The organism is Longimicrobium sp., assembly GCF_035474595.1.
Lineage (GTDB): Bacteria > Gemmatimonadota > Gemmatimonadetes > Longimicrobiales > Longimicrobiaceae > Longimicrobium.
The window spans coordinates 1-12,943 of record NZ_DATIND010000006.1; the positions used below are offsets into that span (position 1 = coordinate 1).

13 protein-coding genes are annotated in these 12,943 nt (G+C 71.0%); all 13 read left to right on the forward strand.

Translation table 11 applies throughout. From position 1 onward, the window contains the following. A partial coding sequence (locus tag VLK66_RS01325; protein WP_325307230.1) for a leukotriene A4 hydrolase C-terminal domain-containing protein occupies positions 1–1,140 on the forward strand: 1,140 nt, incomplete at its 5' end. Positions 1,141–1,442: 302 nt separating this feature from the next. After that, complete coding sequence (locus VLK66_RS01330) at positions 1,443–1,643, forward strand: hypothetical protein (protein ID WP_325307231.1); 201 nt, start codon at positions 1,443–1,445, stop codon at positions 1,641–1,643. A 166-nt stretch (positions 1,644–1,809) separates the two neighbouring features. Continuing rightward, a complete protein-coding gene (gltX, locus tag VLK66_RS01335) occupies positions 1,810–3,255 on the forward strand; it encodes a glutamate--tRNA ligase (protein ID WP_325307233.1) in 1,446 nt (481 codons plus the stop codon). A 261-nt stretch (positions 3,256–3,516) separates the two neighbouring features. Next, positions 3,517–4,161: a transcriptional repressor LexA gene (lexA, locus tag VLK66_RS01340; protein WP_325307234.1), complete on the forward strand. Its 645-nt coding sequence runs from the start codon at positions 3,517–3,519 to the stop codon at positions 4,159–4,161. 222 nt (positions 4,162–4,383) lie between these two features. Further along, positions 4,384–4,869 carry a tRNA adenosine(34) deaminase TadA gene (tadA, locus tag VLK66_RS01345; RefSeq protein WP_414676448.1) on the forward strand — a complete coding sequence of 162 codons (486 nt, stop codon included), beginning with the start codon at positions 4,384–4,386 and terminating at the stop codon, positions 4,867–4,869. Positions 4,870–5,229: 360 nt separating this feature from the next. Further along, a complete protein-coding gene (locus VLK66_RS01350; protein ID WP_325307237.1) occupies positions 5,230–5,709 on the forward strand; it encodes a hypothetical protein in 480 nt (159 codons plus the stop codon). 258 nt (positions 5,710–5,967) lie between these two features. Then, positions 5,968–6,279: a tetratricopeptide repeat protein gene (locus VLK66_RS01355; protein WP_325307239.1), complete on the forward strand. Its 312-nt coding sequence runs from the start codon at positions 5,968–5,970 to the stop codon at positions 6,277–6,279. A 72-nt stretch (positions 6,280–6,351) separates the two neighbouring features. Beyond that, the gene (gene pyrR / locus VLK66_RS01360; RefSeq protein ID WP_325307241.1) at positions 6,352–6,903 is read left to right on the forward strand and encodes a bifunctional pyr operon transcriptional regulator/uracil phosphoribosyltransferase PyrR; all 552 of its coding nucleotides are present in this window, start codon (positions 6,352–6,354) and stop codon (positions 6,901–6,903) included. Beyond that, on the forward strand, positions 6,903–7,862 hold the full coding sequence (locus VLK66_RS01365) for an aspartate carbamoyltransferase catalytic subunit (RefSeq protein WP_325307242.1): 960 nt from the start codon (positions 6,903–6,905) through the stop codon (positions 7,860–7,862). The genes pyrR and VLK66_RS01365 overlap by 1 nt, the downstream gene beginning before the upstream one ends. Further along, positions 7,859–9,166, forward strand: a complete 1,308-nt coding sequence (locus VLK66_RS01370) for a dihydroorotase (protein WP_325307243.1) — start codon at positions 7,859–7,861, stop codon at positions 9,164–9,166. The genes VLK66_RS01365 and VLK66_RS01370 overlap by 4 nt, the downstream gene beginning before the upstream one ends. Next, positions 9,163–10,260: a 3'-5' exoribonuclease YhaM family protein gene (locus VLK66_RS01375; RefSeq protein WP_325307244.1), complete on the forward strand. Its 1,098-nt coding sequence runs from the start codon at positions 9,163–9,165 to the stop codon at positions 10,258–10,260. The genes VLK66_RS01370 and VLK66_RS01375 overlap by 4 nt, the downstream gene beginning before the upstream one ends. A 32-nt stretch (positions 10,261–10,292) precedes the next feature. Continuing rightward, positions 10,293–11,609, forward strand: coding sequence for a hypothetical protein (locus tag VLK66_RS01380; protein WP_325307245.1), 1,317 nt, complete (start codon positions 10,293–10,295; stop codon positions 11,607–11,609). A gap of 276 nt (positions 11,610–11,885) precedes the next feature. Further along, positions 11,886–12,881: a D-alanine--D-alanine ligase gene (locus VLK66_RS01385; RefSeq protein WP_325307246.1), complete on the forward strand. Its 996-nt coding sequence runs from the start codon at positions 11,886–11,888 to the stop codon at positions 12,879–12,881. The last annotated feature ends 62 nt before the right edge of the window (positions 12,882–12,943 follow it).

Sequence of the window (12,943 nt, forward strand, 5' to 3'; positions counted from 1 at the left end):
TCGGTGCTCGATCGGGCTGCGCACGAGTTCGCGGACCTGGAGCGCATGCTGGCAGCCGCGGAGGCCCTGTACGGCCCGTACCGCTGGGGCCGGTACGACATCCTGGTGATGCCGCCGTCCTTTCCGTTCGGCGGGATGGAAAACCCGCGCCTGACCTTCGCCACGCCCACGATCCTGGCGGGCGACCGCTCGCTGGTGTCGCTGATCGCGCACGAGCTGGCGCACTCGTGGTCCGGCAACCTGGTGACCAACGCCACCTGGAACGACTTCTGGCTGAACGAGGGGTTCACCACCTACTTCGAGAACCGGATCATGGAGGCGCTGTACGGGCCGGAGCGCGCCGCCATGCTGGCCAGCCTGGGATGGCAGGACCTGCAGCAGGCGGTGAAGGATGCGGGCGGCCCCGCCGCGCCCGACACGCGGCTGCACCTGGACCTGGCCGGGCGCGACCCCGACGAGGGGACCAACGACATCGCCTACGAGAAGGGCGCCGCCTTCCTGCGCACCATCGAGGCGGCGGTGGGCCGCGCGCGGTGGGACGCGTACCTGCGCTCGTACTTCGACCGGCACGCCTTCCAGCCGATGACCACGGAAGGGTTCCTGGCAGACGTGCGCGCCAACCTGATCCGCGGCGACGCGGCGCTGGAGCAGCGGCTGCAATTGGACCGGTGGGCGTACCAGCCCGGCGTGCCGGAGAACGCCGTCGTCCCGCAGTCCACCGCCTTCGCGCGGGTGGAGGAGCAGGCACAGGCGTTCGCGGACGGCACGCGGGCGTCCGCGCTGCAGACGGCCAACTGGAGCACGCAGGAGTGGCAGCACTTCCTGGGCGCTCTCCCGCCGCGGATGACGCCGGCGCAGCTCGCCGACCTGGACCGCGCGTTCAAGCTCTCGGAGCAGGGGAACAGCGAGATCCTGTTCGCCTGGCTGCAGATCGCGGTGCGGCACCGGTACCAGCCCGCGCTCCCCGCGCTGGAGCGGTTCCTCACCTCGCAGGGGCGGCGGAAGTTCGTGCGCCCGCTCTTCGCCGCGCTGATGGAGCAGGGGGAGTGGGGCCGCGCGCACGCGCTGCGCATCTACCGCATCGCGCGCCCCGGCTACCACCCCGTCACCTCCGGCTCGGTGGACGCGATCGTGAAGTGAAGCCGTAGGGGAGAGCTGCGTCGGTGCACCTCTCGACGGAGACGGAGATCACGGAGAAGCAATGGCTCCGTGATCTCCGTGTTTCGGGGGAGAACTCTCTTTTTGTCTTAAAAGATTGCAAGTTGTCACGAATCATCCGGTGAGGTGTGGAACTTGCCCGACCCGGCCAGCGTTCCCCGGAGACAAACTTCTACATGTAAAGCCTCTAAATGGGCTTAATCCTTGCCACCGGGTCGGGCGAGAACGGACGCGCGGAATGGGTCCGCGCGGTCCGCTTCTCTCACCACACCCGGGAGAAACCCATGAAGAAGCTCCGCCTGGACCTGACGGACGTGAACGTGGTCAGCTTCGAAGTTCCGGCCGAGACGCCGAACGTCGGCACCGTGCGCGCGAACGAAGACACCGAGGGCGTATCGTACTGCGGCCCGTCGTGCGCCTGGACGTGCGCCGGCGGCGGCCCCAGCAAGTGCGATCCCTTCACCGATACCAGCGCGGCCTGCTGAGACGGGACGGCTGAAGGAGGCCGAAAGCGGCGGGCGAACCCGGTTCGCCCGCCGCTTCGATGTTCCGCGTGCGCTCCGGGGGTGGAAATCTCCCCCTCGTCCGCCTTACTTTCCCCGTTTCCGTTCCGTCGGCTGCTAGATCCGAGCTTTCCGGAAGATACAGAGCATGGCAGATCAGGTCCGCGTCCGCTTCGCGCCCAGCCCCACGGGATACCTGCACGTGGGCGGCGCCCGCACGGCGCTGTACAACTGGCTGTACGCCCGCAAGACCGGCGGAGTGTTCGTGCTGCGCATCGAGGACACCGACCGCGAGCGCAGCACCGACGAGAGCACGCGCACCATCCTGGACGGGATGACGTGGCTGGGCCTCGGCTGGGACGAGGGCCCCACCCACCAGGCCGACGGCCTCGCGCGCCACCGCGCCGACGCCGAGCGCCTGCTGCGCGACGGAAAGGCCTACCGCTGCTTCTGCACCCCCGAAGAGCTGGCCGCCAGGCGCGAGGCGATGGGGAAGGAGTACCGCTACGACCGCGCCTGCATGGCCGTCGCGGCGGACGAGAGCGCCGACCGCGCGGCCGCCGGGGTGCCGTTCACCGTGCGCTTCCGCGTTCCCGGGGGGACCACCGAGTGGGACGACGTGGTGCACGGCGTCACGACCTTCGACAACGCCAGCATCGAGGACTTCGTCATCCTGCGCAGCGACGGCACGCCCATCTACAACATGGCCGTGGTGTCGGACGACATCGACATGCGCATCACCCACGTGGTGCGCGGCGACGACCACATCGCCAACACCCCCAAGCAGATCCTGCTCTACCAGGCGCTCGGCGCCCCGGTCCCCGTCTTCGGCCACCTCCCCATGATCCTGGGCGAGGACGGGCGCAAGCTCAGCAAGCGCCACGGCGCCACGGCGGTGGGCGACTACGCGCAGATGGGCATCCTCCCCGAGGCGCTCTTCAACTTCCTGGCGCTGCTGGGCTGGAACCCCGGCGACGAGCGCGAGGTGATGGAGAAGGACGAGCTGGTGGAGGCCTTCTCGCTGGAGCGCATCAACAAGAAGGCGGCGGTGTTCGACACCGAGAAGCTGCTGTGGATGAACGGCCAGTACCTGGCCCGGAAAAGCGCCGAGGAGCTGCTCCCCCTGGTCGCGCCGCGGCTGGTGGAGGACGGGCTGGTGACGCAGGCGCAGGTGGACGCGCGGCCGGAGTGGCTGCTGGCGCTGGTCGACGCGCTGAAGGTGCGCTCGCGCTCCACGCTCGAGATCGCCCCGCAGGCGCGGCCGCTGATCGGCGAGACGGTGGAATACGACGAGGCGGCGGTGGCGAAGCACTGGAAGGACCCCGCCACGGCGGAGCGGCTCGAAGCCGTTCGTAACGTTCTTGGCCACCTCCAGCCCTGGACGCCGGAGGCGATCGAGCCGGCGCTGCGCGAGGCGGCGGAAAACGCGGGGGTGGGGTTCGGCAAGGTGGCCCAGCCGCTGCGCGTGGCCCTTACCGGGAGCGCCGCCAGCCCGGGGATCGATCAGGTTCTGTGGGTGATGGGGCGCGAGCGGGCGCTGGGCCGGATCGATTCCGCGCTTCGGCGCATCGGGAGCGGGGCGGCCCCGGAATAGAAACTGTTGACAACGTTTGTACCCGCTCCTAAGTTGCGATGTGGAGCCGGGTAGCGCGGAAACGGACCGCGCGGGCTCCCATGCAGTTCCGCGGGCGCATCCGCGAAATGGGGACGGTGAAGCGGGAAAGGGGGATGCGCAGTACGGCTGTGTGTCTCCCTTCGTGCTTTCCGTCCTCTCCTCTCTGGCACATCCGCGGCCGGGTTGTTTCCACCGGTCCCGCGACTCGCACGGATAAACGACGGTCCAAAGGAGGCAGCCATGCCCGAGCCGTTGACCAAGATCGAGCGCAGGATTTACAACTACCTGGTCGACTACCTCAAGGAAAACACGTACCAGCCCAGCATTCGCGAGATCGGGAAGCGCTTCGGCATCAAGTCGACGAAGACCGTCTCCGAGCACCTGCAGGCGCTGGCCGACAAGGGGCACATCGAGCGCGACGCCAGCCGTTCGCGCGGGGTGCGCATCGTGGGGATGAACCTGTTCCCCGCCGTGCTCTCGGTGCCGCTGTACGGCAAGATCGCGGCGGGCACGCCGGCGCTGATGCGCGACAACGTGCGCGACTCGTTCGAGCTGGACCGCAAGCTGGTGACCAGCGCCGACGGCTTCCTGCTGGAGGTGAAGGGCGACAGCATGATCCACGCGGGGATCGACGACGGCGACCTGGTGGTGGTGGAGCCGGTGGCCGACGACGAGGTGCGCAACGGCGAGATCGTGGCCGCGCGCATCGACGGCGAGAGTGCCATCAAGCGCTACTTCGCCAACGACGGCAAGATCATCCTGGAGCCGGCCAACCCCGACTATCCGCCCATCCTGGTGCACGAGCACGACGACTTCACCGTGCTGGGCCGGGTGACGGGGCTCTTCCGGAAGTTCGCCCGCGAGGCGGCGCTCACCCACGCGTGACCGCCTGTCCGCACCGCGAAAATCGCCCCCTCTCCCGGTCAGCGGGAGAGGGGGCTTCGTGTTGCCGGGAAAGTACGAAAGTACGAGAGTACGAACGGAAGTGCGTGAGTGCGGAAGTGCGGGAGTGCGCTGGTGATGGGTCTCGACGCACCTCTCGGCTGACGATCCAGGTCCGGCTTTGAACGCGACGGCATGATGGAAGAGCAGGGGAGCACCGCCGCGCTGGCGGACGACGAGCGGTGGATGCGGCTGGCGCTGGATGAGGCCCGCGCGGCCGAGGCGCTGGGCGAGGTGCCCGTCGGCGCCGTGATCGTGCGCGCCGGCGAGCTGGTGGCGGCGGGGCACAACCTGACGCACACGCTGCAGGACCCCAGCGCGCATGCGGAGATGGTGGCCATCCGCCGCGCCGCGCAGGCCATCGGGCACTGGCGCCTGCTGGACTGCACGCTCTACGTGACGCTGGAGCCGTGCGCCATGTGCTCGGGTGTCATCGTCCTCGCCCGCATCCCGCGCCTGGTCTACGCCGCGCCCGACCCCAAGGCGGGGATGAGCGGCTCGCTGCAGAACCTGGTGCAGTATCCCCGCCTGAACCACCGCGTGGACCTCGTCACCGGCGTGCTGGAGCAGGAGGCCGGCGACGTCCTGCGCGCCTTCTTCCGCGCCCGCCGCAAACCTCCCCGCACGGACCAGCAGGAGCCGGTGGAGTAGCGGGACAGACGCGAATCGATCGCCATCCCCCTCCGTTTCCTCCGTTTGACCGCTGCCAGCCGTCCCGGCAACCGCCCGCTCCGCGTCCAAGTAGCGCTTCTGCCGCCACTTCCGCCACCCGGCCCAACCCGGCACCCTGCCGGGGTGGGATAGGTGTGGGACAGGTTCATGCGGCTTTCTTTTGGTCCGCCTCCGTAAGACTCTCCTGAAAGACGGTGCGAAACGCTTCCTGGGCGCGCTCGGCTTGAGCGCGGCCTTCCGGGGGTTGCGCGTTCTTGATAGGCGATCGACGTTTTCACCACAGCAACTTCGGACTCGCAACCCGCCGCGCCCCGCCTCACTCTACTCGCACCGAACCCGATGACCATCCGCACTACCTCGATCCTGCTCGCCGCGTCCCTCGTCGCCCTCGCCACCGCATGCGCGTCCGCCGCGGGCAAGGCCGCTTACGCCCCAGAGCCGGTGCGCGGCTGCAGGTACACCGGGCCCGTCTCCGGGCACAAGCTGGTCTCGCGCTTCAGCGACACCACGGCAACGGCGGGCACGGCCAAGGAGGCGCTGGACACGGCCGCCGCGGTGCTCCGCCGCGAGGGCTACACCGTCGCGGAGCGCGCGCCCGGCGAGGCCGTGGTCACCCAAGCGGCCCCGGCCGGCCGGGCGCGCCCGCTGGGGGTGCGCGTGGACGCGATCGGCGCGCAGCAGATCGCTTTCTGTGCGCTGTGGGGCCTCCGCTTCGCCGCGTTGGAGGACCTCCAGCCGGAAGGGCCGACCGACCCGGCCCCCCGGGAGGCGGTGGCGCTGTACGGGCGCATCCGTGAGGCCGTGCTCGCGCGCAGGTGACGGAGGGAGGTCGGCACGAAATCCCTCCCCTCGCGAGCGGGTAAGAGCTTCGCACTATCGGTCGGGTGCGTCAGGTTGCGGGTGCTGCCTGAGCATCCATGCGGATTGCATCCACCCGCGCACGACGAAGATCAACCGTCCTGGCGATTGGCAAGATGGGTGACCGAGGTACCAGCCCTGGCATCTTCGACACCGTGGCAGGATTACAAAGGGTTTCCGGCTTCCTTGCGGATTCCTCGGTTCCCTCCGTGTGATATGATGACGCTGGAGATCGACCGGCGGCCGGGGCGGGTGGAAGGCTTGTCCATCACCTGCCACAACCTGGGCCTGGTGCACAAGCGCCGCGGCGATCTGGACGGCGCCGAGCGCATGTTCCGCGGCTCGCTCGAGGCCGCCGAGCAGCTGGGCGTCGCATCGTTGATCGAGCGCGCGAGCGCCGCGCTCGCGGTCCTGCGCGAGCCGAAGCCGTCTCGCGCGGACCAGCCCCCCGGCCCCCTCGCCGCGGGGACGCCCGCGCCGCCGAAACGCACTCCCGCACTTCCGCACTCCCGCACTCCCGCACTTCGTTGACACCCCCACCCGGAACGGGCTAGCTTTCCCGCATCCCGGACACACCCCCGCGCCGCACCCGCTCCCGCGTACATGCCCGAACCGCAGCGACGCCCCATCATGGACGCCCAGGCCGTGGAGGGCGCCCTCGGCCGCATGGCGGACGACGTGGTCCGGCTGGCGGGCGACGCGCGCGATCTGGTGCTGGTGGGCATCCACCGGCGCGGCGTGCAGCTGGCCGGCCGCCTCTCGGACATCATCGAGGACCGCCACGGCGCCGGCGTGGCCACGGGCTCGCTGGACATCACCCTCTACCGCGACGACCTGATGGTGGTGGGCCCGCGCCCGGTGGTCGGGCAGACGCGGCTCCCGGCCGGCGGCATCGACGATCGGATGATCTGCGTGGTGGACGACGTGCTGTACACGGGGCGCACCGTGCGCGCGGCGCTCGACGAGCTGGCCGACTTCGGGCGGCCCAAGCGGACGCTGCTGGCCGTGCTGATCGACCGCGGCGGGCGCGAGCTTCCCATCCAGGCGGACGTGGTCGGCGAGCGCGTGGAGGTTCCCGAGGGCGGGCGGGTGGAGGTGATGGTGCCGGAGATCGACGGCACCCTGGGCGTGGACCTGGTGGAGGCCGGGGCCTGATGGCGCAGGAGCTGGTCAACCCGGTGCTGGGAAAGGACCTGATCGGGCTCGAGGAGCTGACCCGCGAGCAGATCACCGCCATCCTCGACACCGCCGAGACCTTCAAGGAGATCAGCGAGCGGCCGGTGCGGAAGGTCCCCTATCTCCGCGGCCGCACGGTGGTGAACGCCTTCTTCGAGAACTCCACCCGCACGCGCGTTTCCTTCGAGTTCGCCGAGAAGCGGATGGGCGCCGACACCGTCTCCATCTCCACCACCGGCAGCTCGGTGCAGAAGGGCGAGACGCTGGTGGACACCGCCCGCAACCTGGAGGCGATGCGGATCGACATGGTGGTCATCCGCCACGCGTCGAGCGGCGCGGCGCGGTTCCTGGCCGAGCGCATCGAGTCCAGCGTGATCAACGCGGGCGACGGGAAGCACGAGCACCCCACGCAGGGGCTGCTGGACCTGCTCACCATCCGCGACCACCGCGGCCCGCTGGAGGGGCTGAAGGTGTGCATCTGCGGCGACGTGCTGCACTCGCGCGTGGCCCGCTCCAACATCCACGGGCTGAAGCGCCTGGGCGCCGAGGTGGCCGTCTGCGGGCCGATGACGCTGATGCCGCCCGACGTGGGCGACCTGGGCGTGCGCTGGTTCAACCGCATCGAGGCCGCCATCGAGTGGGCCGACGTGCTGAACGTCCTGCGCCTGCAGCTGGAGCGGATGAAGGCGGGGTTCATCCCCAGCCTGCGCGAGTACAACCGCGTCTTCGGCGTCACCCGCGCCCGCGTGGAGGCGGCGCCGCGCGACCTTCTCATCCTGCACCCCGGGCCCATGAACCGCGGCGTGGAGATCGACAGCGACGTGGCGGACGGGCCGCATTCCGTCATCCTCCAGCAGGTGACCAACGGCGTGGCCGTGCGCATGGCCGTCCTCTACCTCCTCTCCGGCGGCCCCGCGACCGAGGGAGGCGACGCGTGAGCCGCCTGCTGATCCGCGGCGGCCGCGTGGTCGATCCGTCGCAGGGAATCGACGCCGTCCTGGACGTCCTCATCGACGGCGGGAAGATCGCCCGCGTGGGCGAGGGGATCGAGTCGTCGGACGCGGAGACGATGGACGCGTCCGGGCTCGTGGTCGCGCCGGGCCTGATCGACGTGCACGTGCACCTGCGCGAGCCGGGGGGCGAGCACAAGGAGACGATCGCGAGCGGGGCGCGGGCGGCGGCCGCCGGCGGCTTCACGGCCGTGGTGGCGATGCCGAACACCGATCCGCCGATCGACTCCCCCGCGACGGTCGGCTACGTGAAGGCGGCGGGGCTCCGGGCCGGCGGCGCGCGCGTCTTCCCCTCCGGCTGCATCACGCTGGGGCAGAAGGGCGAGCAGCTGACGGAGATCGGCGAGCTGATGGCGGCCGGCGCGGTGTGCATCACCGACGACGGGCGGCCGGTGATGAACGCCGGGCTGCTGCGGATGGCGCTGGAGTACGCGCAGAGCTTCGACCTTCCCGTCGCCCTGCACGAGGAGGAATTGACGCTCTCGCGCGGCGGGGCGATGAACGAGGGGATCATTGCCACGCGCCTGGGGCTCACCGGCATCCCCAACGCCGCCGAGGACGTGATGATCGCCCGCGACCTGATGCTGGCGGAGCTCACCGGCGGGCGCCTGCACATCCAGCACGTGGCCACGCGCGGCGGCGTAGACCTCATCCGCGCCGCGAAGGCGAAGGGCGTGCGCGTGACGGCGGAAGGGTCGCCGCACCACTTCACGCTGACCGACGAGGCGGTGGGGTGGTACAACACCAACGCCAAGATGAACCCGCCGCTCCGCTCGGCCGCCGACCGCGACGCGGTGCGGCAGGGCGTGGCCGACGGCACGCTGGACGTGATCGCCACCGACCACGCGCCGCACCACTACGACGAGAAGGAGCAGGCCTTCGAGGACGCGCCCAACGGCATCGTCGGGCTGGAGACGGCGGTCGGCCTGGCGTACACGGAGCTCGTCGCCACGGGGCTGATCGGCCTGGCGGAGATGATCGAGCGGATGAGCTGCGCGCCTGCGCGGGCGATGAACCTCGATCGCGCGGCCGACGGCCGTCCCCCGCTCGGCTCGCTGCGCGAGGGCTCGGCGGGCGACGTCACCCTGCTCGATCCCATGCTGGAGTGGACGGTCGATCCGGCCGGGTTCCTCTCCCTCTCCCGGAACACGCCGTTCGGCGGGCGGAAGCTCCGCTGCCGCGCGGTTCGCACCATCATCGGCGGGACCACCGCCTGGCAGTCGAGCGCATGAGCATCATCCCTCTATCCTCCCGCGCGGCCCCGCGCCCCGACCCGCGCGCCTTCTGCGGCGGCACCTGGCCGCAGGTGCGCGAGCTGGCCGACGGCCGCGACGTGGTGGCCTGCTTCATCGTCCACGACAAGCAGCGCAAGGAAACCAAGAGCCTGAAGCCGTATCTCCATCTGGTCCTGGGCGACCGGACGGGGACGATCGACGCCAAGGTGTGGGACGACGCCGAGCGGCTGGACCGCCTCTTCGCCGCCGAGGACGTGGTGGGCGTGCGCGGGCGGACGTCCACGTACAACGGCCGGATCGAGCTGACCGTCACCTCCATCCAGCCGGTGGAGATCGGCGAGGACGACCTGGAGCTGTTCCTTCCCGCCTCGCCCCGCGACCGCGGGGTGATGGGGAAGGAGCTGGACCTCCTGGTCGACACCGTCGCCGACCCCGCGCTCCGCCTGCTGCTGCAGCGGATGACGGGGCGGAAGACGACCACGGGAAAGCAGTACCGCCTGCATCCCGCGGCGAAGAAGAACCACCACGCCTACCTGGGCGGGCTGCTGGAGCACTCGCTTTCCGTCGCCAAGGCCGCGGACGCGCTCTGCGCGCACTACCAGAAGCAGGGCGCGCGGGTGGACCGCGACCTGCTGGTGACCGGCGCGCTGCTGCACGACGTGGGGAAGGTGCGCGAGCTGTCCGCGGCGCGCACCATCGCCTACACCGACGAGGGGCAGCTGCTGGGGCACATCCTCATCGGCCTGCAGATGGTGGCGAAGGAGGCGGAGCAGATCCCCGGGATCGACGCGGACCGGCTCCTCCATCTCCAGCACCTGATCGCCAGCCACCAGGGGCGCCACGAGTGGGCCAGCCCCAAGGTGCCGCAGACGCTGGAGGCCGTGATCCTGCACTACGCCGACGACCTGGACAGCAAGATGAACCCCGCCATGGCCATGCTGCACGAGGTGCCGGGCGGGGGATGGTCCGCGTACGACCGCAGCCTGGAGCGCGCGCTCTTCCAGCCGCCCGAGTTCCCGCGCACCGCCCAGGTGGAGCCGGTGCCCGCGGCCGAGGTGGTGGAGGTGGTGCTCGACATGTTCCGCGGCTGAACGGCCTTCTCGAGACACGCCAGAGGATTGAGATGACGACCCCGACGAACGCGGCGGACGGCGTGCACGAGCTGGTGAGCCAGCGCGAGCAGCTGCGCGCCTGGATCGCCAAGCTGGACGAGGTGCAGACCGGCGCGCCCAGCCGCGTGGCGCAGCGCGTCCGCGCCGACTACGAGGACCGGCTGCGGCGCGTGACCGAGGACCTGTCGGCCCACGCCGAGGAGGTGCAGGGGCAGCTGGAGTCGCTGCGCGGCGAGCTGGAGGCCGCCGAGGAGCGCCGCGCCCACGCCGCCGACGCGCTGGAGGAGATGCGGCTGCGCCACCTGATCGGCGAGCTGGACGCCGGCGCCTGGGACCGCGCCCGCTCGCCGCTGGAAGCCGACGTGGCCACGGCCGAGGAGGCGCTCGCCCGCACCCGCGGCGAGGTGGAGCGCCTTTCCGTGCTCTCCGGCGAGATCGGCGGCGGCGCCTTCGCAATGGATGAATCGGGCGGCGCGCAGGCCGGCGCCGATGTGCAGACCCAGGCAACGGCGGACTTCGGGGGGGATGAGGAAGCGCAGGGGGATGAGGAGCCGCTACCGGTCTTCGCCTACGCGCCCGAGGACGATGCGGGCGGCGAGCCCGGCGCGGCGATCGGCGACGACGAGGCGGACGCCGCCGTCTCCGCGCTGGATGCGTTCGGCGACGAGCCGCAGCCCGAAGCCGCGGCGGAGCCCGACGGCGATACGTCCCCCGTCTCCGGCGAGGAGCTGGCGGCGTGGATCAGCGAGGTCGAGTCCGAGGCCACGCTCGACGACTCCACGTCCGAGCCGGCTGTGGACGAGCCCGCGCCGCCGCCGGTGCCGCAGGACGACGCGGAGGGGTGGGACCCGTTCGCCAACGAGTTCGGCGGCGCCCCCGCGAACCCGACGACGCAGCCGGGCGACGCCGCGCAGGACCTCCCCTGGCTGGACTCCATCGAGGGCGGCGCGGCGGGCCGCTGGTCCGCCCCCGCGCAGGGCGAGGGCGACGAGCTGGCGTTCCTGGAGCAGCTGGAGCCCGCCGCCCCCGCCGCCGAGGAGCCGGCCGCGAGCGACCTGGCGGCCGACGACCTGGCGTTCCTGGAGGAGCTGGACCGCGCCATCAGCGGCGGCAGCCAGCGCCCGGCGCAGCCGCAGGCCTCGGCGGATGCCGTGGGGCTGGGCAACGGCTTCGCGGGCGGCTCGGGCGACTCCGCCACCACCGGCGGGGCGGGCGAGGGCACGCAGGAGCAGCCCCGCAAGCGCGGTGAGGCGCTGCTCTGCAAGGAGTGCGGCGCCATCAACGAGCCGCAGGCCTGGTATTGCGAGATCTGCGGCAGCGAGCTGTAAGTCTTTCATCGATCGAAACAACGAGCCCCCGTCCGCCATCGTGCGCGGACGGGGGCTCGCTCGTCCGTCAACCATCCTGAATCTCACGCGGAAACGCGGAGACGCGGAGAACTCATCACCACACGGAGTTCTCCGCGACTCCGCGTCTCCGCGTGAGACCTGCGAGGGCAGAGGAAACGCACTGGCGTCGTTGCGCGCGCCCGCGTACGCTTCGTGCGTGGGCGGAGGGCCGATACCGAGCGCAGGAACACACGGGCCGAGGGGACAGGGACAGAGATGAAGATCGCGGTGCTGATGGGGGGAACGAGCGCCGAGCGCGAGGTTTCGCTGGCGTCGGGGCAGGGGATCGTGAAGGCGCTGCGCGAGCGCGGCCACGAGGTGTGGACGGTGGACACCGCGCGCGGCTTCGTGCCGCCCGAGCGAGAGGCCGACCTGCTGCCCGAGGGCGTGCACGCCGCGCCGCCGGGCGACCTGGAGGGCGCGCTGGACCCCATCCAGCTGGCCGACGTGGAGCAGATCCGCGCCGCCGACGTGGCCTTCCTGGCGCTCCACGGCGGGGCGGGGGAAGACGGCACCATCCAGGCGCTGCTGGACCTGATGGGGGTGCGCTACACCGGCTCCGGTCCGCTGGGCTCCGGCATCGCCATGGACAAGGACGTGTCGAAGCGCCTGTTTCGCGACGCGCAGGTGCCCACGCTGCCCTGGCGCGTGGCCCGTGCCCCCGACTTCCGCTACGACCCCGACACCATCGAGGACCTGATCGGCTTCCCCTGCATCGTGAAGCCGTCCAAGCAGGGCTCCAGCGTGGGCATCACCGTGGTCGGCGAGAGCGACCAGCTGGCGTCGGCGGTGGAGGAGGCGCGGAAGTACGACAGCGAGGTGATGATCGAGCGCTACGCCAAAGGGCGCGAGCTGACCGTGGGGATCCTGGGCGACCAGGCGCTCCCGCCGGTGGAGATCCGGCCGAAGAAAGGGATCTACGACTACCACAGCAAGTACACGCCGGGGATGACCGAGTACTTCTGCCCCGCGCCGCTGGAAGAGGAGGTGGTGGCGCAGATGCAGGCGTACGCGCTGCGGGCCTTCCGCGTGCTGAAGCTGCGCGGCTACGCGCGGATCGACTTCATCCTGGCCCGCGAGCAGCTCTTCTGCCTGGAGGCCAACACCCTGCCCGGGATGACGGCCACCAGCCTCCTTCCCAAGGCCGCCGCGGCCATGGGGATCGACTATCCCGAGCTCTGCGAGCGGATCGTCCGCCTCGCTGGCGGGTAGGCTATGGCGGCTCCGAGCACTGCATTAGATTCCTGAGCGGCGGCGGCGCGCGAGCATGCGCG